The sequence below is a fragment of the Pseudomonas sp. NUPR-002 genome (assembly GCF_056322725.1).
Window position 1 is genome coordinate 2,464,012 of the sequence record NZ_CM150476.1, and the last position, 22,731, is coordinate 2,486,742.

Sequence of the window (22,731 nt, forward strand, 5' to 3'; positions counted from 1 at the left end):
AATGAACAACAAACGTTACGACTACATCATTATCGGCGCCGGCTCTGCGGGCTGTGTACTGGCCAATCGGCTGACTGAAGACGCGGGCACCTCGGTGCTGGTGCTGGAGTTCGGTGGCAGCGACCGCAGCGTGCTGATCCAGATGCCCAGTGCCTTTTCATTGCCGATGAACACCAAGAAGTACAACTGGCGCTACGAAACCGATGCCGAGCCACACCTCGACGGCCGACGCCTGCACTGCCCGCGCGGCAAAGTGCTGGGCGGTTCGTCGTCGATCAATGGCCTGGTGTACATCCGTGGCCATGCCTGTGACTTCGATGAATGGCAAAGCCTGGGCGCGAAGAACTGGGACTACCGGCATTGCCTGCCGTATTTCAAACGCGCCGAAGGCTACAAGTTCGGTGGCGATGACTATCGCGGCGGCGCCGGCCCGCTGGCCACCAACAACGGCAACAACATGCAGAACCCGTTGTACGGCGCCTGGGTAGAGGCGGGGGCCGAAGCCGGCTACATCAAGACCGACGACTGCAACGGCTACATGCAGGAAGGGTTCGGCGCCATGCACATGACGGTCAAGGATGGCGTGCGCTGGTCCACCGCCAATGCTTACCTGCGCCCAGCCATGAGCCGTCCCAACCTGACGGTCATCACCCATGCCATGACCCGGCGCATTCTGCTCGATGGCAAGCGCGCCGTGGGCGTGGAATACGATGAAGGCGGCCAGCCCCACAAGGTGTATTGCAACCGTGAAGTGCTGGTGTCCTCCGGCCCGATTGGCTCGCCGCACCTGTTGCAGCGCTCGGGCATCGGCCCGGAGGCCGTGCTCAAACAAGCCGGTATCGAAGTGCGCCATCACCTGCCGGGTGTCGGCGAGAACCTGCAGGACCACTCGGAGATCTACATCCAGTACGCCTGCAAGGAACCGGTCACCCTCAACGGCAAGATGAGCTTGCTGGGCAAAGCAATGATCGGCTTGCGCTGGTTGTTGTTCAAAGACGGCCTGGGTGCCAGCAACCATTTCGAAGCCGGTGGTTTCATTCGCTCGGCCAAGGGCCTGCGCTGGCCGGACATTCAGTTCCACTTCCTGCCAGCAGCCATGCGTTATGACGGCGACAAACCGTTCAAAGGCCATGGCTTCATGGTGCTGACCGGGCCGAACAAACCCAAGAGCCGTGGCCATGTGCGCGCACTGTCGGCCGACCCGTATCAGCATCCGCAGATTCGCTTCAACTACCTGGAGAGCGAAGAGGACCGCGAAGGCTTCCGGCGTTGCGTGCGCCTGACCCGGGAGATCATCGCGCAACCGGCCATGGACCGATTCCGCGGTGAAGAGCTGGCACCGGGGCCGCAGGTGCAGACCGACGCAGAAATCGACGCCTTTGTGCGCGCCAACATGGAAAGCACCATGCACCCTTGCGGTTCTTGCCGCATGGGCGAAGACGACATGGCGGTGGTCGATTCGGCATTGCGGGTACGTGGCCTGCAGGGTTTGCGGGTGATCGACTCGTCGGTCTTCCCCACCGAGCCTAACGGCAACCTCAATGCACCGACCATCATGCTCGCCGAGCGTGCGGCAGACCTGGTGCGCGGACGTGAGCCGCTGGCGCCTGCCGACGTGCCGGTGGGCATGGTTGGTGACTGGCAAGAGCAGCAACGCAGTCGCGCACCGATGCGTTGAAACTGTAGGAGCGGGCTTGCCCCGCGATGCGATATGGCTGAACGATCGCTATCGCGGGGCAAGCCCGCTCCTACAGGATGTGCGGACTGATTGCGCTCCATCGTAACGAAATCGTTCCATGGCGGCGAAAGGCAGCACTGCCGATGCCTGCGCGCAGTTTTTCCCCTTGAATAGCCGCTAACAGTGGAGTGACTTCATTACACCTCAACACCTACAAATCAGCGTAAAGCAGCGGTTTTAGCGCTATTGCCTGACTGGCATAGTCCTTGCTCTTTTCCTTGCGTTCGGCCGGATTAGCAAGTTGTTTGTTCGGTTTAGATGTTTGAACTTGTGATGTTATAAAAACAATTAAACTAGCAAGGTAAAAGATATGAAAAGTTTGCCTCAAGGCCACTGTCCGCCAGACGGTGACGCGCATGAACTGCAACGCAATCTGAGCAACCGTCATATTCAGTTGATTGCCATCGGTGGTGCTATCGGTACCGGACTGTTCATGGGTTCCGGTAAAACCATCAGTCTCGCTGGACCCTCGATTATATTCGTCTACATGATCATCGGCTTTATGCTGTTCTTTGTCATGCGGGCCATGGGCGAATTACTGCTTTCCAACCTCAAGTACAAATCCTTTATCGATTTCTCTACCGACTTGCTCGGACCCTGGGCCGGTTTTTTTACCGGCTGGACTTACTGGTTCTGCTGGATTGTCACCGGCATTGCCGACGTTATTGCCATCTCCGCTTACGCCCAGTTCTGGTTCCCGGACATTCCCCTGTGGATGCCAGCCATCAGTTGTGTCGGCCTGCTGCTGGCGCTCAACCTGGTGACGGTGAAGATGTTCGGCGAACTGGAGTTCTGGTTCGCGATGATCAAGATCATCGCCATCTGCGCGTTGGTCTGCACTGGGCTGTACATGGTGGTCGCGGCCTATCAGTCGCCCAGTGGCAACGTCGCCTCGCTGGCCAACCTGTGGAATGACGGCGGCATGTTCCCCCACGGCGCCATGGGCTTTTTTGCCGGCTTCCAGATTGCCGTGTTTGCCTTCGTTGGTATCGAGTTGGTAGGCACCACCGCCGCTGAAACCAAGAACCCGGAGCGCAACCTGCCACGGGCGATCAACTCCATTCCGCTGCGCATCATTGTTTTTTATGTATTGGCACTGATCGCCATCATGGCCGTGACGCCGTGGCGCGAAGTCGTGGCCAACAAGAGCCCGTTTGTTGAACTGTTCGTGTTGGCAGGCTTGCCGGCTGCAGCAGGGATTATCAACTTCGTGGTACTCACTTCGGCGGCATCATCGGCTAACAGTGGGGTGTTTTCCACCAGCCGCATGCTCTACGGCCTGGCGGTGGATGGCGATGCCCCTGGCAAGTTCGGTGCGCTGTCCAAGCGTGCGGTGCCGTCCAATGGTTTGATCTTTTCCTGCATTTGCCTGCTGGCGGGGGCGCTGGTGATTTACCTGGTGCCGAACATGATCGAGGCCTTCACCTTGATCACCACGGTGTCGGCGATCCTGTTCATGTTTGTCTGGTCGATGATCCTGCTGTCGTACCTGGCCTACCGCAAAAAGCGCGACACCTTGCACCGCGCCTCGAAATACAAGATGCCTGGCGGTATCGCCATGGCTTGGGTCTGCCTGGTGTTCTTTGCCTTCATCCTAGCGCTGCTGGCGCTGGAAGACGACACCCGCAAGGCGTTGTTCCTGGTCCCGCTGTGGTTTGTGGTGCTGGGCTTGTCGTACCGCTCTATTCGCCAGAAACGGCTGGAGAATGTGCAGTTGTCACTGAAAACCGATTGATCACCCCGTTGATGATTTAACCCAAGGGGGACGGTGCTGCGCGCCGTCCCCCTGTCGTCTTTTGACAAGGAGAGAGCGGCGATGCGAATCCACGTCACCTTCATAGACCGCGTTGGTATCACCCAGGAAATTCTCGCGTTGCTGGGGGCGCGTAACCTCAACCTCGACGCGGTGGAGATGATCCCGCCCAACGTCTATATCGACGCCCCGGCGCTGTCACAACGGGTGCTCGACGAACTGCACGACGCCTTGTTGCGCGTGGAGGGTGTGCAGGCCGTGGAGCTGGTCGATTTCCTCCCCGGCCAGCGTCGGCGTTTGCAGCTTGAAGCCCTGCTGGCGGCGATGAGCGATCCGGTGCTGGCCGTCGACCCCAACGGCCATGTGCTGTTGGCCAACCCCACGCTGGTCAATCTGGTCGGGCGCGAGCCAGCCGGTGAGCCGCTGTCCAGGCTGTTCAGCGAACCTGACCTGGCGCAGAACCTGATCACCAAGGGCTTTCGCCTGCCGATGTGTGAAGTGAGCTTTCAGGGCCAGGCCCTGTTGCTGGAGGCCACCCCGATCAGTGGCGGTGCCGATGCCTTGGTCGGTGGCCTGCTGACGTTGTATCCGCCCAGCCGTATAGGCGAGCGCCTGGCCTCGCTGCTGCATGAGCATGCCGAGGGCGGTGATGCACTGCTCGGTGAGTCGGCGGCGCTCAAGGAACTCAAGGCGCGCCTGCACAAGGTCGCAAGCCTTGAGGCGCCGCTGCTGATCCAGGGCGAAACCGGCACCGGCAAGGAGCTGGTGGCGCGTGCCTGCCATGCCCTCAGCGCCCGCCGCGATGCGTCGTTCCTGGCGCTGAACTGTGCAGCCTTGCCGGAAAGCCTGGCCGAGAGTGAACTGTTCGGCTACTCGGCAGGCGCCTTCACCGGCGCCCAGCGCGGCGGCAAACCCGGGCTGCTGGAACTGGCTGACGGTGGCACGGTGTTTCTTGACGAAGTGGGTGAGATGTCGCCGTACCTGCAGGCCAAGCTGCTGCGCTTTCTCAACGACGGCAGCTTCCGCCGTGTCGGCGGGGAGGGTGAAGTCCGGGTCAATGTCCGGGTGCTGTGTGCGACCCACCGCAACCTGGAAAACATGGTGCTCGACGGCAGTTTTCGTGAGGACCTGTATTACCGCCTCAACGTCTTGAACGTGATGGTTCCGCCGTTGCGTGAGCGCGGTCAGGACATCCTCCTGCTGGCCGAGCATTTTCTGCGTCAGGCCTGCACGCAGATACAGCGCTCACCGTGTCGCCTGGCGTTGGCCACCCATCCGTTGCTGCTGGGCAATCGCTGGTCGGGCAACGTGCGGCAATTGCAGAACGTGATCTTCCGGGCCGCGGCGATCAGTGAGGGCGAGGTGATCGATTGCGATGACCTGGAACTGGCCGGCACCGCCCTGAGCGGTCGCCAGGCCGACGCCGAAGAAGTGACCAGCCTTGAGGCGGCGGTGCAGGGCTTCGAAAAATCGCTGCTGGAGAAGTTCTACGCCAACTATCCTTCGACCCGGCAATTGGCACTGCGTCTGCAAACCTCGCACACCGCCATCGGCCAGCGTCTGCGCAAGTACGGCATTGCCAATCGACCGGCGTAATTGCCTGGTGCGATAACGCTCCACTGGAGTGATTGTGCTCCAGTAGGGCGTGAGCCGCGCAGTCATTGAGTGTGCCTGCAAGCTGCTGTGTTTAACCCTGGAGTGCGGAGCGTTTTCGCTCCAGGGAAGGCCCACGGGAAAAGCCGAAAAAACCACTCAAAGCATTGAAATATAAGCGTTTTATTAAGTTGGCACCGCTCTTGCTCTTGTTCTGTTAGTCCCGCGTCAGGGCCCACCTAATAACAAGAGGAAGATCCATGAGCATTCTGCGTTTTACCCCCGAACACGAATGGCTGCGTTTGGAAGAGAGCGGTGAACTGACCGTAGGCATCACCAGCTTTGCTCAGGAAGCGCTCGGTGATGTGGTGTTCGTGCAACTGCCCGAGCTGGGCCAGTACGGTGAAGGGCACGAGGTGGCTGTGCTGGAGTCGGTGAAGGCCGCCAGCAACATCAGCATGCCGCTGGCCGGCGAAGTGGTGGCGGTCAACCAAGCGCTGGCCGACGACCCCGAACTGGTCAACGCCTCGCCCATGCAGGCAGGTTGGTTCTTCCGCATTCAGGTCGCCAACCCGGCTGACCTCGATACCTTGATGGACCAGGAAGGCTACGACCGCTTCCTGGCCGACAACGCCTGAGCCAGGGTACCGACATGACCACAGCAACCACTGCGCTGGGCACCGACAACGAGTTCATTGCCCGCCACATCGGCCCGCGTGAGGGCGATATCGACGCCATGCTGGCGTTGATCGGCCATGACACACTCGACAGCCTGATCGACAGCGTCATCCCCGACAGCATCAAGGGCACCAGCGTGCTTGAGCTGTCCAAAGGGCAGGGTGAGCAACAAGCGTTGGCCGCGATCAAAGCCATTGCGGCGAAGAACCAGCTGTTTCGCAACCACATCGGCCAAGGCTATTACCCTTGCCATACGCCGACACCGATCCTGCGCAACCTGCTGGAAAACCCGGCCTGGTACACCGCTTACACGCCGTACCAGCCGGAGATTTCCCAGGGTCGCCTGGAGGCGCTGCTGAATTTCCAGACCTTGATCAGCGACCTGACCGGGATGGAAATCGCCAACGCTTCGTTGCTCGATGAAGCCACCGCTGCCGCCGAAGCCATGACCTTCTGCAAGCGCCTGGCCAAGAGCAAGGCCCCGGCGTTTTTCGCCTCCCGGCACTGCCATCCACAAACCCTCGATGTGCTGCGTACCCGTGCCGAGCCGCTGGGTATTGAAGTAGTTGTCGGTGATGAAGCGGAACTGGAACAACAGGGCCTGGACGGCTATTTCGGCCTGTTGCTGCAGTATCCGGCCAGCACCGGCGCGATCGTTGATCACCGCGCCCTGGTCGAGCGTGCCCATGCCGCCGGCGCGCTGGTGGCGGTAGCCGCTGACCTGCTGGCGCTGACGCTGTTGAGCGCACCGGGAGAGTTCGGCGCCGACGTAGTGCTCGGCAGCGCGCAACGTTTTGGCGTGCCGCTGGGCTTTGGTGGCCCGCATGCCGCCTTCTTTGCCACCCGTGACAGCTTCAAGCGCGATATGCCCGGGCGTCTGGTCGGGGTATCGATTGACCGCTTCGGCAAGCCGGCCTTGCGCCTGGCCATGCAGACCCGCGAGCAACACATCCGCCGCGAGAAGGCCACCAGTAACATCTGCACCGCGCAGGTGCTGCTGGCCAACATCGCCAGTATGTACGCGGTGTACCACGGTCCGCAGGGGTTGGCGCAGATTGCCCGTCGCGTGCATCGCCTGACCGCGATTCTGGTGCAGGGCCTGCAGCAGCTCGGCCACACGGTTGAGCAGCAACACTTCTTCGACACCGTCAGCGTTGTTTGCGCCCAGCCTGTGGCTGATGTGCTGGCAGCCGCCAACAGCGCACGCCTGAACCTGCGGGTGCTCGATCAGCAGCGTGTCGGCCTGTCACTGGACGAAACCTGCGAGCAGGCCAGTGTCGAGGCGCTGTGGCAGGTGTTCGCCGCACCTGGTCAGGCACTCCCGGACTTTACCGCGCTGGCCGCCAGCAGCGGCGACTACCTGCCGTCGCCGCTGTTGCGTCAGAGCGCGTTCCTGCAACACGAGGTGTTCAACCGCTACCACTCGGAAACCGAGTTGATGCGTTACCTGCGCCGCCTGGCCGACAAAGACCTGGCCCTGGACCGCACCATGATCGCGCTGGGCTCCTGCACCATGAAGCTCAACGCCGCCAGCGAGATGATCCCGATCACCTGGCCAGAGTTCGGCGCCTTGCATCCGTTCGCGCCCGCCGAGCAGTCGCAGGGTTACCAGCAACTGACCGACGAGCTGGAGGCCATGCTCTGCGCCGCCACCGGCTACGACGCCATGTCGCTGCAGCCCAACGCCGGTTCCCAGGGCGAGTACGCCGGGCTGCTGGCCATCCGTGCCTACCACGCCAGCCGTGGCGAGGCGGGGCGTGATGTTTGCCTGATTCCGTCTTCGGCGCATGGCACCAACCCGGCCACGGCGCAGATGGCTGGCATGCGTGTGGTGGTGGTCAATTGTGACGAGCGCGGCAACGTCGATGTCGCCGACCTTCAGGGCAAGGCCGAACAGCACAAGGATCAGCTGGCGGCACTGATGATCACCTACCCCTCGACCCACGGTGTGTTCGAGGACCGCATTACCGAAATCTGCGACATCATCCATGCCAACGGCGGCCAGGTGTACCTGGACGGCGCCAACATGAACGCCATGGTCGGCCTCTGCGCACCGGGCAAGTTCGGTGGCGACGTGTCGCACCTGAACCTGCACAAAACCTTCTGCATTCCCCACGGTGGTGGCGGCCCGGGTGTTGGCCCGATCGGCGTCAAGGCGCACCTGGCGCCGTTCCTCCCCGGGCACGCGCACATGCAGCGCCAGGAAGGCGCGGTCAGTGCGGCGCCGTACGGCAGTGCCAGCATTCTGCCGATCACCTGGATGTACATCCGCATGATGGGGGGCGAAGGGCTCAAGCGTGCCTCGCAGTTGGCGATCCTCAGTGCCAACTACATTGCCCGTCGCCTGGAGGAGCACTACCCGGTGCTGTACACCGGCGAGAACGGCCTGGTCGCCCACGAGTGCATTCTCGACCTGCGTCCGCTCAAAGACAGCAGCGGCATCAGCGTCGAGGACGTCGCCAAGCGCCTGATCGACTTCGGCTTCCATGCGCCGACCATGTCGTTCCCGGTGGCTGGCACCTTGATGGTCGAGCCGACTGAGAGTGAAGCGAAGGAAGAGCTGGACCGCTTCTGCGACGCGATGATCAGCATCCGCGAAGAAATCCGCGCGGTGGAAAACGGCACCCTCGACAAACTCGACAACCCACTGAAAAACGCACCGCATACCGCCAGCGAGCTGGTGGGCGAGTGGAACCATAGCTACAGCCGTGAGTTGGCGGTGTATCCGCAGGCGGCGTTGCGCGAGAGCAAGTACTGGCCGCCGGTGGGGCGCGTAGACAACGTCTACGGCGACCGCAACCTGGCCTGTGCCTGCCCGCCGATGTCGATTTACCAAGACGCTTGACGCTAGTCGGTAGGAGCGGGCTTGCCCCGCGATAGCAATCTGTCTGCCCATCGCAATCGCGGGGCAAGCCCGCTCCTACAGGGTTAAACACTAACAATAAGGATTTGCGCGCATGTTTCATAAAAGCCTGACCCTCTCCGATTTCGACCCTGAGCTGTCGGTTGCCATCCGCCGCGAGGCACAGCGCCAGGAAGACCACATCGAGCTGATCGCCTCGGAAAACTACACCAGCCCGCAGGTGATGCAGGCACAGGGCACCGAACTGACCAACAAGTACGCCGAGGGCTACCCCGGCAAGCGCTACTACGGCGGCTGCGAGCATGTCGATGTGGTTGAACAACTAGCCATCGACCGCGCCAAGGCGCTGTTCGGTGCCGGTTACGCCAACGTCCAGCCGCACTCCGGCTCACAGGCCAACGCCGCGGTCTACCTGGCACTGCTGCAGGCAGGCGATACCCTGCTGGGCATGAGCCTGGCGCACGGCGGTCACCTCACCCACGGTGCCAAGGTCAGTTCTTCTGGCAAGCTGTACAACGCGGTGCAGTACGGCATCGACGCCAACGGCCTGATCGACTACGACGAGGTCGAGCGCCTGGCCGTCGAGCACCAGCCAAAGATGATCGTGGCGGGCTTTTCGGCCTATTCGAAAACCCTGGATTTCCCGCGCTTCCGTGCCATCGCCGACAAGGTCGGGGCTTACCTGTTCGTTGACATGGCCCACGTTGCTGGCCTGGTGGCGGCAGGCTTGTACCCGAACCCACTGCCTTACGCGGATGTGGTCACCACCACCACGCACAAGACTCTGCGCGGCCCACGCGGCGGCCTGATTCTGGCCAAAGCCGACCCGGACCTGGAGAAGAAGCTCAACTCGGCAGTGTTCCCAGGCGGGCAGGGCGGGCCGCTGATGCATGTCATCGCCGCCAAGGCGGTGTGCTTCAAGGAAGCCTTGCAGCCGGAGTTCAAGGACTACCAGTACCAGGTGATCAAGAACGCCCAGGCCATGGCCGAGATCTTCCGCCAGCGCGGTTATGACGTGGTCTCCGGCGGTACCGACAACCACCTGTTCCTGGTCAGCCTGATCCGCCAGGGCATTACCGGCAAAGACGCCGATGCCGCCCTGGGCCGTGCGCACATCACCGTCAACAAGAACGCGGTGCCGAACGATCCGCAATCGCCGTTCGTGACCTCGGGCCTGCGCATCGGCACCCCGGCGGTGACCACCCGTGGCATGCAGGTGCCGGAATGCCGTGCATTGGCGACCTGGATCTGCGACATCCTCGACCACCTGGGCGATGCCGATGTCGAGGCGCAGGTAGCCAAGCAAGTCGCAGAGCTGTGCGCGCTGTTCCCGGTCTACCCGGCCTGACCTTGAGTTCGATCTGCGGAGGCACCTATGTCGCTAAGCGTTTTTGATCTGTTCAAGGTGGGCATCGGCCCCTCCAGCTCGCACACGGTCGGGCCGATGCGGGCAGCGGCACGCTTTGTCGAAGGGCTCAGGGCCGAGGGTGTGCTGGAGCGGGTGGACAGCGTGCGCGCCGAGCTGTACGGCTCGCTCGGCGCCACTGGCAAGGGCCATGGCAGTGACAAAGCCGTGCTGCTGGGGCTCGAAGGCGAGCATCCGGACACGGTCGATACCTCGGCGGTGGCCGAGCGTCTGGCGGCCATCCGCCAGAGCGGGACCTTGCGCCTGCTCGGCGAGCAGCCGATCCGCTTCGTCGAGAAAGACCACCTGGCGATGATCCGCAAACCCTTGCCCTATCATCCCAACGGCATGATTCTGCGCGCCTTCGATGCCTATGGCTTGCAGTTGCGCAGCCGTGAGTACTACTCGGTGGGCGGTGGCTTTGTGGTCGACGAGGAGGCGATCGGTGCTGACCGCATCGTTGAAGACCGCACGCCGTTGCGCTTCCCGTTTCTGAGCGGCCGCGAACTGCTGGCGCAATGTACTCAGCATGGCCTGTCGATCAGCCAGTTGATGGCCGAGAACGAAACCGCCTGGCGCAGCCCGGAACAGACGCGCGAGGGTTTACTGCATATCTGGCAGGTGATGCAGGGCTGTGTTCAGGCCGGGTGTCGCACTGAGGGCATCATGCCCGGCGGCCTCAAGGTCAAGCGCCGTGCCGCAGCGTTGCATCGTCAGCTTAGCGCCAACCCGGAAGCCAACCTGCGCGACAGCCTGTCGGTGCTCGACTGGGTCAACCTCTATGCCCTGGCGGTGAACGAGGAAAATGCCAGTGGCGGGCGAGTGGTCACCGCGCCCACCAACGGTGCGGCCGGCATCATCCCGGCGGTGCTGCACTACTACACGCGTTTTGTACCGGGTGCCAATGATGACGGGGTGGTGCGCTTTCTGCTCACCGCTGCGGCGATCGGCATTCTGTACAAAGAAAACGCCTCGATCTCCGGCGCTGAAGTGGGCTGCCAAGGGGAAGTCGGCGTGGCCTGTTCAATGGCCGCCGGTGCCTTGTGTGAAGTGCTCGGCGGCAGCGTGCAGCAAGTGGAAAACGCCGCCGAAATCGGCATGGAGCACAACCTCGGGCTGACCTGCGACCCGATTGGCGGCCTGGTTCAAGTGCCGTGTATCGAGCGCAACGCCATGGGCTCGATCAAAGCCATCAACGCCGCCCGCATGGCACTGCGCGGCGATGGGCAGCACTTTGTCTCCCTCGACAAAGTGATCCGCACCATGCGCCAGACCGGCGCCGACATGAAAAGCAAATACAAAGAGACGGCCCGCGGCGGGCTGGCCGTCAACATCATCGAATGCTAGGAGTTACCCATGTCCACAGAACAACTACAACAAACGCCACTGCATGGTTTACATCTGGAACTGGGCGCGCGCATGGTGCCGTTCGCCGGTTACGCAATGCCGGTCCAATACCCGCTGGGCGTGCTCAAGGAACACCTGCACACCCGTGAACAGGCCGGGCTGTTCGACGTCTCGCACATGGGCCAGATTCGCCTGCGCGGTGCCGGTGCTGCCAAAGCCCTGGAAAGCCTGGTACCGGTCGATATCCTCGACTTGCCGGTGGGCATGCAGCGCTATGCGCTGTTCACCAACGACGACGGCGGCATTCTCGATGACCTGATGGTTGCCAATCTGGGTAACGATGAACTGTTTCTGGTGGTCAACGCCGGCTGCAAGGATCAGGACCTCACCCACCTCAAACAGCATCTGGAAGGGCTGTGCGAAGTCGAATCACTGTTCGACAGCCGCGCCTTGCTCGCCCTGCAAGGGCCTTCCGCCGCCAAGGTACTGGCGCGCCTGGCACCGCAAGTGCAGGCCATGACCTTCATGCAGTTTGCCTCGGTGCGCTTGCTCGGCGTCGACTGCTACGTCAGCCGCTCCGGCTACACCGGTGAGGACGGTTACGAAATCTCGGTGCCGGTGCAGGCTGCGCAAATGCTGGCGCGTTCGCTGCTGGCCGAGCCGGAGGTCGAAGCCATCGGCCTGGGCGCGCGTGACTCGTTGCGTTTGGAAGCCGGCTTGTGCCTGTACGGGCATGACATGGAACAGGGCACTACACCGATCGAAGCGAGCCTGGCCTGGGCGATTTCCAAAGTCCGCCGCGCCGACGGTGAGCGTGCCGGTGGTTTCCCCGGTGCCGAGCGCATTCTGGGGCAGCAGCGCGACGGTGTCGCCAGCAAGCGCGTCGGCCTGTTGCCCAAGGAGCGTATTCCGGTACGTGAGGGGACAGTGATTGTCGATGCCCAGGGGCAGGAGATTGGCCGGGTCACCAGCGGCGGTTTTGGCCCCAGCCTGGGCGGGCCACTGGCGATGGGCTACGTGCACAACGCATTCGCGGCGCTGGACACTGAAGTCTTCGCCCTGGTGCGTGGCAAACAGGTACCGATGCAGGTAGCCCGTACACCGTTCGTTGCCCAACGTTACTACCGCGGCTGAAGGCCAGGAGCATGAGCATGAACCCAAGCCTGCCTGTCGCCACTCGCCCTCAGCCTTTGCAGGCCGGGGTAAAACTGCGCGGTGCCGAGAAGGTCGCGCGCATCCCGGTGAAGATCCTGCCCACCGAAGACATCCCGCGCAAACCCGACTGGATCCGGGTCGAAATCCCGACCTCGCCCGAGGTCGCCCGAGTCAAGGCGTTACTGCGTAAACACAAGCTGCACAGTGTCTGCGAAGAAGCGGCTTGTCCGAACCTGGGCGAGTGTTTTTCCGGTGGCACGGCGACGTTCATGATCATGGGTGATATTTGCACGCGCCGTTGCCCGTTCTGCGATGTCGGGCACGGTCGGCCGAAACCGCTGGACCGTGATGAACCGAAGAACCTGGCGATTGCCATCGCCGAGTTGCGCCTCAAGTACGTGGTGATTACCTCGGTTGACCGTGACGACTTGCGTGACGGCGGCGCCCAGCATTTTGTCGACTGCTTGCGCGAGATCCGCCAACGCTCGCCCGGCACCCAACTGGAAACCCTGGTGCCGGATTACCGTGGGCGCATGGAGGTGGCGCTGGCGATCACCGAGCAAGCACCACCGGATGTGTTCAACCACAACCTGGAAACCGTGCCGCGCCTGTACAAGGCGGCGCGGCCCGGTTCGGACTTTGAGTGGTCGCTGGACTTGCTGGAGAACTTCAAGCGCCGCGTGCCGGGGGTGCCGACCAAGTCCGGGCTGATGCTGGGCCTGGGCGAAACCGATGATGAAGTGCTCGAGGTGATGCAGCGCATGCGCGAGCACCAGGTCGACATGCTGACCCTGGGGCAGTACCTGCAACCTTCGCGCAGCCACCTGCCGGTGCAGCGCTTTGTGCATCCGGATACCTTTGCCTGGTTTGCCGAGCAGGCGTTGGCGATGGGCTTCAAGAACGTTGCGTCCGGGCCGCTGGTGCGCTCGTCTTACCATGCCGATCAGCAGGCGGGGCAAGTGGCGCTGTAAGGGGGAGGGCGGTTTATTGGTTCTTCACGGGTTGTCGGGGAAGGATTGGGATTGGTTTGAGGCAGTGGGCTTATCCATTTGCTGTGGTGGATGGACTGGATCCTGCATCCGGCCCTTCCGGTGGGAGCGGGCTTGCCCCGCGATTTGCTGTATTGCGCCAGATCGCGGGGCAAGCCCGCTCCCACCGTGACAAGCCCTCCAGTCACTTCCACTCGGCCTCCTGAAGTCGCTAAGTTACGGTTGTGGGGGCTTGTCGCTTTGCTTTTGCTTTGTGTGCGCGTTAGCGCGGTCCTCGCGGGAGCAATGCCGGAGGGAAGGCACCCGGAGCGAAGCGTAGGGCCGGATGCAGGAGCGAGCGGTTTTGCCTACTTTGCCCAAGAGCAAAGTAGGCCGCCGTAAGGGCGGAAGGGGCCAGTGGTGCCCCCACAGCAATTGGATAAGCTCCCAGCCCTCAAAGCCAAAGCCAAAGCCAAAGCCAAAGCCAAAGCCAATCCTGCCCCGAAAATCCGTAAAGAACCCGTTTATTCGCCGTGGTTATAGGCACGTAGCCAACGTGTCTAGCGCCTCGTAGGCTAGTGCTTGCCAGCGGGCAAAACGGGGCGTTAGCTAGTCGCAGGCGCGACCGCGCATAACAAGCAGGTGCAGACCATGAGCACACCCCTGGATTTGAATGCCTTGAAAGCACGCCAGCAGGCGGCGTGGGCCAGCGGCGACTACGCGGTGATCGGCACGACCTTGCAACTGGTCGGCGAACGCCTGGCTGAAGCCTGCGACTTGCGCTGGGACGAACGGGTGCTGGACGTCGCCGCCGGTAACGGCAACGCCACCCTGGCGGCGGCCCGGCGTGGTTGTCAGGTGGTCTCCACCGATTACGTTGGCGAACTGCTCAAACGCGGTGAAGAACGTGCCAAGGCAGAGCACCTGAGCGTGGTGTTTCAAACCGCCGATGTCGAAGCGCTGCCGTTCTCCGATGGTGCCTTCGACGCAGTCATTTCAACCTTTGGCGTGATGTTTGCCCCCGACCATGCGCAGTCGGCGCGGGAGCTTGGTCGGGTGTGTCGCTCCGGTGGCCGCATCGGTCTGGCCAACTGGACGCCACAAGGCTTCATCGGGCAAATGTTCAAAACCCTGGGCAAGCATGTGCCGCCACCGGCGGGTGCGCTACCGCCTTCGCGCTGGGGTGATGAAGAACAACTGCAGCAGTTGTTCGCGGACAGCGCTGCGCGGATCGACGTCAACCGCCAGCACTTCAACTTTCGCTACCGTTCTGCGGCGCATTTTATCGAGGTGTTCAGGACCTGGTATGGCCCGGTGCATAAAGCCTTTGCCTCGCTGGGCGGTGACGAAGCCGCAGCCCTGGAGCGCGACCTGACCCAGTTGCTCAACGACAACAATGTCGCCGGCCCCTCATCACTGGTGGTGCCCAGCGAATATCTGGAAGTCGTCATCACCCGCCGGTAGGAGCGGGCTTGCCCCGCGATCGCGGTGTGTCTGTCATATCGCATCGCGGGGCAAGCCCGCTCCCACAGTGTCAGCTCCCACTTGCTATGATGCGGCCTCTGGGACCACCAACCGAGGTTGTGCATGTCATTGTCAGTCAACACCGAAGTGCTCTGGATCGATACGCCGCAGGGCCGCCTGGCGTGTAGCCGCTGGTTCCCCGCCGATAACCCAGGCAAGCCGCCTATCGTGTTGTTCCACGACTCACTGGGCTGTGTTGCACTGTGGCGGGATTTCCCCCAGCAGCTGTGCCAGGCCAGCGGTCGTGAGGTGATTGCCTATGACCGGCTAGGCTTTGGTCAGTCCGATGCCTTCCCTGGCGCGCTGCCTTCGACGTTTATCAACGATGAAGCGGTCAATGCTTTCGCCCACCTCAAGCGCGTCCTGCAGATCGACAGCTTTGTCGCCTTGGGCCATAGCGTCGGCGGGGCGATGGCTGCCGCCTGCGCCTCGCGCTACCGGCAGGACTGCCTGGCGCTGATTACCATCGCCGCCCAGGCGTTTGTCGAGGAGCGCACGCTGCAAGGGATCCGCGATGCCAAGGTTCAGTTCCAGAACCCCGAGCACATGGCACGCCTGAGCAAATACCACGGTGACAAAGCCCCCTGGGTACTCAACGCCTGGACCGAGACCTGGCTGGCACCCACCTTCGCCGACTGGACCCTGGAGCGCTTGGTCGGTGCCATTGACTGCCCGACGCTGGTACTGCACGGCGAGCATGACGAGTACGGCTCAACGCTGCATCCGCAGCGCATTGCCCAACTCGCCAATGGTCCGAGCGAATGCCTGATTCTCGACGGCTGCTATCACGTGCCGCATCGTGAGGCACCTGAAGCCGTGTTGGCGCCTGTCAGTCGTTTCCTGGGCGCTGAGCGCTGAGGGTGTCCTGCGCCTGTGCGGCGGGGTTTCGTTCTTGTTCAAGGCTGGCCGAAGCCAGCTCAAGTGCACCCCGTCCGCCGCGGCGCAGGCAGGCCAGCAACGACAACCAGGGAATGTCGGTGATGCGCACCTGCGAACTCGGCATGGCGCGCACCTCGCCGGCCGTGCCACCGGCCGGGCCACCATCGGGCAGGTACACCAGTAGCCAGTCGCCGTGGCTTTCCAGCACCAGGGCGAAGCGAAAACCTTCACCTTCGCTGATCATGCCGACCTTGGCGCCTTCGATGTCGTCCAGACCGGCGAAGCGGGCGGTGGCATCCTTGAGCAACTGGTAGCCGGGCAGGTTGCCAAGTAGCCGGTCTTCCAGGGTTCGCAGCACCTGGGTGGCGATCCGCGTCTTGGCCAGTAGGCCGGCGAGAAAGCAGAACAGCCCAAGCAACAGCACGGCGGCGAAGGTCACTGAGGTCGCGCCGAAAACGCTGAAGCCGTCGAACAGCGGCACGACCTTTTGCACCGGTCCCTTGAGCAGGTGGATGGCCTTTTCAACCAGCACGAAAATCAGCACCAGCGGCAGTATGAGCAGCAAACCACCTGCGATTGTGGTTTTGATGAAGCTGAACATGACGCCTCCTGCGCAGAGTGCTCTGCTGGTCAGTGGGACAACGCTTTCACTGGGTTTTCAGTTGCTGGTATGACTTGGCCATGTCAGAGGCCCAGACATTGAGCACGGCCCTGAAGTCTTTGGGTTGCATGGCCTGCGAGGAATTGTCGAGGTCGGCCCCGGCACCTTTGCGCACCACTTCGGCCACGACCTTGTTGTTGGTGCTGTCGATGAATACCGCTTCGGTCGACAGGCTGGTGTCCTGGTCACGAATGCCGGTTGCGGCACTGACGCCAGCGGCGACCAGGGCGATCGGAATCACTTCGTAAGGGCGCAGGCTTTTCGTTGAGGCGCTGACGGCGGTGATCGCCGGCCGTACCACCAGCGTCTGCGGCCCGGGACCGTCGGCCAGTGGCAGCTCTTTGGCAAAGGCCGTTTTCAATGCCTGGTCGTAATACTGGGTAATGCCGTTCAGGGTATTGGCGGGGAGTTTTTCAGTGGGTTGCGGCTTTGGGTAAAGCTGGCTGGGCTCGATGTAGACACTCTTGAACTGATTGACGTTGACCCCGGGCTCAATCCAGCGCATGACCTCAGCGCCTGAGGGCGACGTTGCTTCTTTGAGGAGGCTGTAGTCTTTCAGAAAACCGGAGTATTGCTCCGGTTCAACGTAGTTACTGGCACACCCCGAGAGCGCCAGGGTAACCACACAGAGTGTTGCGCCAAGCGATTTGACCTGCATAGGTATTCTCCAGTGTTGACCGCTGTAACGAGAAGGTGCGCTGCCGATGATCGGTGCTAGCTGACATAAAGGTAGTAGGTCTTATTCAATAGTCGAGTACGGGTAACTAGCTCAAGGCCATCATCGCTGTGATTGCCATCAGGGCAGCGCTGCCACTAGAATGCTAATACTTCCTATTTGCATGAGTAGCCTTCGCAATGCCAAGCCGCGAGCCGTCCCTGCAGGTCCGGGTGGGCGACCTATACAGTGAGCAGCACCACTGGCTGAAGGGTTGGTTAAGGAACCGGGTGGCCTGTAACCATCTGGCGGCAGACCTGGTGCAGGATGTCTTCGTCAGAATCCTCGGCAGCTCCGATGCGGTACAAAAGCTGGAAGCGGTGCGCGAACCCCGGGGGTATCTGGCGACCATCGCCCGACGGCTGATGATCGATCACTTTCGCCGCGCTCGCCTGGAGCGGGCCTGGTTGCAGGTCCTGAGCGAGCAGCCGGAGGCAGTGGACATTTCTGCCGAAGAGCGCATCGTCCTGCTCGATACCCTGTACGAACTCGATGCGATGCTCGCCAGCCTCGGCGACAAGGTGCGCCAGGCGTTCCTGCTCTCGCAACTGGACGGCATGACTTACAAAGCGATTGCCCAGACCCTGGACATCTCGGTGGTCACCGTCAATCGCTACATTGGCAAAGCCATGCAGCATTGCATCCTCTATTCGCTGCAGCACGGTATCTGAGCATGGCCGCGCTTTCCCCGGAGCAACTGGCGTGCATCGAGCAAGCCGCGCAGTGGTACAGCCGCCTCAACGATGAAGCAGTGACCGCCGCCGAGCGCGACGCCTGGCAACGCTGGTTGCACGCCGCGCCCCTCAATGCCTGGGCCTGGGAGAGGGCTGAGCAGTTGATGCAGCAGTGGCGGCAACTGCCGGGGCCCATGGCATCGCAGACCCTGGCGGTGGCCCGGCACGCCCGAACGCACAACAGGCGCAGCGTGCTCAAGGGCATCACCTTGTTGCTTGGCGCTGGCAGCTTGAGCGTCGGCGGCTATCAGCAGGTAGTGAACGGGCCGTGGTTCGCGGACTTTCACAGCGCGATTGGCGAGCGCTTGCCGGTGCGTTTGGCGGACGGCACGCAATTGTTGCTCAACACCGACAGCGCGGTGGATGTGCGTTATGACGGCAGCCACTGTGCGATCACCCTGCGCCAAGGCGAGATCATGGTCAGCAGTGCCAGCCCGGCGCCTGGCGCTTGGCTCAGTGTGCAGACGCGCCACGGCCTGATCAGCACCGCCGCCAGCCGCTTCACGGTGCGTGATATGGGCGCCGCCTCCAGGGTCATGACCCTGGCGCAACAGGTGCGTGTCAGCCCTGCACAAGGGGTTGAGCAGGAACTGGGACAAGGCCTGAGTTGTGTGTTCGATGAACGCAGCGTGCAGGCGACGGTTGCCCTGGACTATGCCGCCAGCGCCTGGACACGTGGCTTGCTGATCGCCAACGACCAGCCGCTGGGTGAGTTCCTGGCCCAGCTGGGGCGTTACAACCGCGGTTGGCTACGCTGCGATCCTGCAGTGGCCGGCTTGCGTATCAGCGGCACCTTCGAACTGGACAATTTCGAGCAAATCCTGCGTGCCCTGGCCAGCAGCCTGCCGGTGCGGGTCGAGCAACGGACACGCTTCTGGATCACCGTCAGCCCTGCCTGACGCCCCCGGCAAAAATAATTTCGTGCGAATGATATTAATTGCCTCTCTCGTTCGACTTTAAGGAAGTGGCCTGACGGTCGGGTCTGGATATTATGAGAGAGCACTTTTCATGCACTGTTCGCGTTCGTTTACAGCACGTTGGTCAACGCCCTTGCGCAATAACCTTGGCCGCGCCCTGATCTGTTCGGCGGTGTTGCTGCCGGTGTTGGCGGCACCGGCGCAGGGGCGGGCTGCTGACCTGCATCGCTATCAACTGGAGCACGGTGACCTGGGGTCGGTGCTGACCCGCTTTGCCGGTGAAGCGGGGATCGTGCTGTCGTTCGATGCCAACCTGACCCGTGGCCTGCGCAGTGCCGGGCTCAACGGCAGCTACGATGCCGACAGCGGCCTGCGCCAGTTGCTGGCCGGGACCGGCTTACAGGCGTTGCGTGAAAGCGATGGGCGATACACGCTGATTGCCGTTGGTAATACCGAAGGTGCGCTGGAGCTGGATGCCACCAAAGTCAGTGGCCAGTCGTTGGGCATGACCACCGAAGGTACTGGCTCTTACACCGCCGGAGCGGTGTCGATTGGCAAAATGCCGCAGTCGATCAAAGACACCCCGCAAAGCGTCAGCGTCATCACCCGCCAGCGCATGGAAGATCAGCACCTGACTACCATGAACGATGTGCTGACCCAGACCACCGGCGTTACCGCCTACCAGGGCAGCATGACCAACTCGCGCTACCTGGCGCGCGGCTTTGAAATCACCAATTTCCGCCTCGATGGCGGGGCACCGGTGGGGGTCAGTGCCTTCGCCTGGAAAGACCTCGACATGGCCATCTATGACCACGTCGAAATCCTGCGCGGTGCCGACGGCCTGTATTCGGGCAATGGCGAGCCTGGCGGCAGCGTCAACCTGGTGCGCAAGCGCCCGACTGCCTTTAACCAGTTCCTGGTGACCCAGTCGATCGGCAGCTGGGACAACTACCGCACCGAGCTGGACGTCAGCGGCCCGTTGGGTTTCGACGGCAAGCTGCGTGGCCGGAGCGTCATCGTCTATCAGGATCGCAATTCCTATATCGACAAGTTCGACGCTGATCGCCAACTGTTCCACGGCGTACTGGAGGCCGACCTGACCGACAGCACCACCGTCACGGTCGGCTACACCCATGACCGGCTCAATTCCTCCGACCAGGCCTATGGCCTGCCGCGCTACAGCAACGGCGACGACCTGGACCTGCCGCGCAGCACCTTCCTGGCGGGCAATCACGACTACAAGAACCGCCGTGGTGACAACGTCTATGCGCGGATCGAGGAGCGCCTCAACGACGACTGGACTGCGACCCTGGATGCCATCTACGCCAAGAACCAGCAGGATCGCGACTACTACAACTTCTACGGGTCCATCGACCCACTGACCGGCACCGGCTCGACGGCCGTCTGGGCGCGCCAGGATGAAGTCTACCGGGACCGCTCGATCGACTTCTCGCTCAAGGGGGGCTTTGACCTGCTCGGTGGTCGCCACGATGCGGTGCTGGGTTACACCTGGCAGAACTCCAAGCAAGACATCGTCAGTTATGCCTCGGGTAGCCGGGTGTCAGCGGGTGACATCTTTGTCTTCGATCCCAATGATTTCCCGTCGCGCAAAGACAACGAATTCCACAACGGCACCTTGCCAACCTACATCAAGCAGAACGGCTTCTACGGCTCGCTGCGCCTGCAGCTTGCTGACCCACTGCACCTGATTCTCGGCGGGCGTTACAACGACTACTACTACCGGTTCGACAACACCCGCTACAACGCCAGCGGCGCGCAAACCTCCAGCAGTTCGACGGTCTACAGCGACGACAACGTGTTCACTCCGTTCGCCGCGCTGACCTATCGCCTGACCGATGAATGGACTGCCTATACCAGCATTGCCGAGATCTACAAGTCTCAGGCCAGCAGTCTCAAAGGGCCTAACCCGGGCTCCTCGCCGCTGGACCCGATTGAAGGGCGCGCCTATGAACTCGGCATCAAGGGAGCGTTGTTCGACGGTCGTTTGAATACCACCACCGCGCTGTACTACACCCGTCGCGAAGGTGAAGCCGTGCGCGATACCCGCTACCCTCCGTCGATGGCGGGGCAGGGCGCATCGTGCTGCTGGCTGGATGACGGCAAGGTCACCAGTAAAGGCGTTGAGTTCGAAGCCAGCGGGCAGATTACCGAGCGCCTGGAAGGCACCTTCGGCTACACCTACAACCACAACGTCGCCAGTAACACCGGCTCGACCACCACCACGACCCTGAGCCTGACACCCAAGCACTTGGGCAAGGCCTTCCTGACCTACCGCATGCCCGGTGCTCTGGAGAACCTGCGCGTCGGTGCCGGTGTCACGGCGCAGAGCGCCAGCTATGTGTCGGAGGGCAATATCGACTTTTCCCAGCCGGGTTATGCGGTCTACAACGCCTTTGCCGAGTATCGCCTGAACCAGCACTGGAGCCTGGCCCTGAACGGCAACAACCTGGCTGACAAGAAGTACTACTCGACGATCGGCACCGCCGAGTACGCCAACTTCTACGGTGATCCACGCAACATGGTCCTTTCGTTGCGCGGCACGTATTGAGGCGAGGGCAGCACTATCCGGCGTGCTGTGGCGGCGCGGCGCCGAGGGTGCGGTCAACCAGGCGGATGTTGTTGCGTCCGCCTCGTTTGGAGGCATACAGCGCTGCATCGCCTTGCTCGATTAGTGCCGCCAGGCTGGCCGGCGGTTGATCGAACAAGGTGGCACCAATGCTCAGTGACACCGCTTCGGGGGTGGCGAAGGTCTGCGCGGCGGCCGATTGGAACTGCTCACGCAGCGCGCTACCCAGGGCGATTGCGCGTGCGTGGGAGGTACTGCTGAGCAAAATGACGAATTCGTCACCGCCCAGCCTGGCCGCCAGCGCGCCTTCGGGCAGCTGCGCACGAATCATTTCGCTCAGGGTCATCAACAGGCGGTCGCCGGCCAGGTGGCCGTGCAGGTCGTTGACGCCTTTGAAGTTGTCGATATCGATCAGCAGCAAGGCCCCTGGGCGTGCACTGGACACGTCTTTGAACAACTGCGGCGCCCGCACTTCCAGGGCGCGGCGGTTGTACAGGGCGGTCAGCGGGTCTCGTGCGGCCAGGCGGGCGATACGCTCCTCACGGCGGTGCCGCTCGCTGCCGGTCATCGACAGGGCGATCAGCATGATTGCCATGGCACCTTCAACCAGGGAAATCTGGATGATCTCGCCTTGCAGCGCCGCCAGGTCGATCAACGTGCCTGGCACCACCGCCGTCACGGCTTTGGCCAGGTAGAACAAGCCATGGGCCAACAGCACATAGCGCAGTTGCACCGCGCCAACGCTAAGCGATTTGCCGTGCGGCGCGAGTAACCAACTGGCCCGGAGTGAAAGCACCGCCACCAACAGCGAGTTGGCCAGCAGCATGGCCTTCGACCACCACGGCGCGTTGGGCAGCAACAGCAACACCAGCCAGGCGATGAACACCAGGTACCAGGCGGGTTTCAAACGCACCTCGGTGAAGCGTGCAACGCCCAGCAGAAACAGCCAATGCGCAATCACCAACAAGCCGTTGGCGAACCAGATGCCTATCAGTAAAAAGCCATTCATGCGCAGCAGGGCGAGGGTCGAGCCGACGCTGATGGTCGCAAAGCCTGCGCTCCAGAACAGCAGCGAGGGTTCACGAATACTGCGCCACTCGATCGCCAGGTAAAGCGCGGCGGCAGCAGCCAGGGCCACAGAGATTGCCAACATCGTTGGAGGGTCGAGCACCATAGGCTGTTTGACTCGCGAAATAGGCGCTTGATTGTAATCG

General features: G+C 62.1%; 17 protein-coding genes. 14 read left to right on the plus strand and 3 right to left on the minus strand.

Annotated features, from left to right (window positions below):
• Position 1 precedes the first annotated feature (1 nt).
• The 11 genes from betA (at position 2) to ACVWSC_RS11370 (ending at position 15,882) form a co-directional block, all read left to right on the plus strand.
• Entirely contained in the window at positions 2-1,678 is a 1,677-nt protein-coding gene (gene betA, locus ACVWSC_RS11320; protein ID WP_442113715.1) for a choline dehydrogenase, read from the plus strand.
• Positions 1,679-2,048: 370 nt separating this feature from the next.
• On the plus strand, positions 2,049-3,473 hold the full coding sequence (gene cycA / locus ACVWSC_RS11325; RefSeq protein WP_442113716.1) for a D-serine/D-alanine/glycine transporter: 1,425 nt from the start codon (positions 2,049-2,051) through the stop codon (positions 3,471-3,473).
• Between the two features lie 81 nt (positions 3,474-3,554).
• Entirely contained in the window at positions 3,555-5,087 is a 1,533-nt protein-coding gene (locus ACVWSC_RS11330; RefSeq protein WP_442113717.1) for a sigma 54-interacting transcriptional regulator, read from the plus strand.
• A 257-nt stretch (positions 5,088-5,344) separates the two neighbouring features.
• Entirely contained in the window at positions 5,345-5,722 is a 378-nt protein-coding gene (gcvH, locus tag ACVWSC_RS11335; RefSeq protein ID WP_442113718.1) for a glycine cleavage system protein GcvH, read from the plus strand.
• 14 nt (positions 5,723-5,736) lie between these two features.
• Positions 5,737-8,607, plus strand: coding sequence for an aminomethyl-transferring glycine dehydrogenase (gene gcvP, locus ACVWSC_RS11340; protein ID WP_442113719.1), 2,871 nt, complete (start codon positions 5,737-5,739; stop codon positions 8,605-8,607).
• A gap of 112 nt (positions 8,608-8,719) precedes the next feature.
• Complete coding sequence (gene glyA / locus ACVWSC_RS11345) at positions 8,720-9,973, plus strand: serine hydroxymethyltransferase (protein WP_442113720.1); 1,254 nt, start codon at positions 8,720-8,722, stop codon at positions 9,971-9,973.
• A gap of 27 nt (positions 9,974-10,000) precedes the next feature.
• Positions 10,001-11,377, plus strand: a complete 1,377-nt coding sequence (locus ACVWSC_RS11350; protein ID WP_442113721.1) for an L-serine ammonia-lyase — start codon at positions 10,001-10,003, stop codon at positions 11,375-11,377.
• Positions 11,378-11,386: 9 nt separating this feature from the next.
• On the plus strand, positions 11,387-12,511 hold the full coding sequence (gcvT, locus tag ACVWSC_RS11355) for a glycine cleavage system aminomethyltransferase GcvT (RefSeq protein ID WP_442113722.1): 1,125 nt from the start codon (positions 11,387-11,389) through the stop codon (positions 12,509-12,511).
• Positions 12,512-12,528: 17 nt separating this feature from the next.
• The gene (lipA, locus tag ACVWSC_RS11360; RefSeq protein WP_442113723.1) at positions 12,529-13,503 is read left to right on the plus strand and encodes a lipoyl synthase; all 975 of its coding nucleotides are present in this window, start codon (positions 12,529-12,531) and stop codon (positions 13,501-13,503) included.
• 648 nt (positions 13,504-14,151) lie between these two features.
• Positions 14,152-14,964, plus strand: coding sequence for a class I SAM-dependent methyltransferase (locus ACVWSC_RS11365; RefSeq protein WP_442113724.1), 813 nt, complete (start codon positions 14,152-14,154; stop codon positions 14,962-14,964).
• Between the two features lie 123 nt (positions 14,965-15,087).
• On the plus strand, positions 15,088-15,882 hold the full coding sequence (locus tag ACVWSC_RS11370) for an alpha/beta fold hydrolase (RefSeq protein WP_442113725.1): 795 nt from the start codon (positions 15,088-15,090) through the stop codon (positions 15,880-15,882).
• On the opposite strand, the gene ACVWSC_RS11375 is transcribed toward ACVWSC_RS11370, so the two are convergent.
• Both ACVWSC_RS11375 and ACVWSC_RS11380 read right to left on the minus strand, forming a co-directional pair.
• Positions 15,854-16,504: a hypothetical protein gene (locus tag ACVWSC_RS11375; RefSeq protein WP_442113726.1), complete on the minus strand. Its 651-nt coding sequence runs from the start codon at positions 16,502-16,504 to the stop codon at positions 15,854-15,856. The two genes, ACVWSC_RS11370 and ACVWSC_RS11375, sit on opposite strands and share 29 nt — an antisense overlap.
• A gap of 46 nt (positions 16,505-16,550) precedes the next feature.
• Positions 16,551-17,222 carry a DUF3313 domain-containing protein gene (locus tag ACVWSC_RS11380; protein WP_442113727.1) on the minus strand — a complete coding sequence of 224 codons (672 nt, stop codon included), beginning with the start codon at positions 17,220-17,222 and terminating at the stop codon, positions 16,551-16,553.
• A gap of 197 nt (positions 17,223-17,419) precedes the next feature.
• Here ACVWSC_RS11380 and ACVWSC_RS11385 point away from each other — a divergent pair, with 197 nt between their 5' ends.
• The 3 genes from ACVWSC_RS11385 (at position 17,420) to ACVWSC_RS11395 (ending at position 21,499) form a co-directional block, all read left to right on the plus strand.
• The gene (locus tag ACVWSC_RS11385; protein ID WP_442113728.1) at positions 17,420-17,950 is read left to right on the plus strand and encodes a sigma-70 family RNA polymerase sigma factor; all 531 of its coding nucleotides are present in this window, start codon (positions 17,420-17,422) and stop codon (positions 17,948-17,950) included.
• Between the two features lie 2 nt (positions 17,951-17,952).
• Positions 17,953-18,912: a FecR domain-containing protein gene (locus tag ACVWSC_RS11390; protein WP_442113729.1), complete on the plus strand. Its 960-nt coding sequence runs from the start codon at positions 17,953-17,955 to the stop codon at positions 18,910-18,912.
• A gap of 109 nt (positions 18,913-19,021) precedes the next feature.
• Positions 19,022-21,499, plus strand: a complete 2,478-nt coding sequence (locus ACVWSC_RS11395) for a TonB-dependent siderophore receptor (RefSeq protein ID WP_442113730.1) — start codon at positions 19,022-19,024, stop codon at positions 21,497-21,499.
• A 13-nt stretch (positions 21,500-21,512) separates the two neighbouring features.
• Here ACVWSC_RS11395 and ACVWSC_RS11400 read toward each other — a convergent pair whose 3' ends face one another.
• A complete protein-coding gene (locus ACVWSC_RS11400; protein ID WP_476461729.1) occupies positions 21,513-22,691 on the minus strand; it encodes a GGDEF domain-containing protein in 1,179 nt (392 codons plus the stop codon).
• Positions 22,692-22,731: the final 40 nt, after the last annotated feature.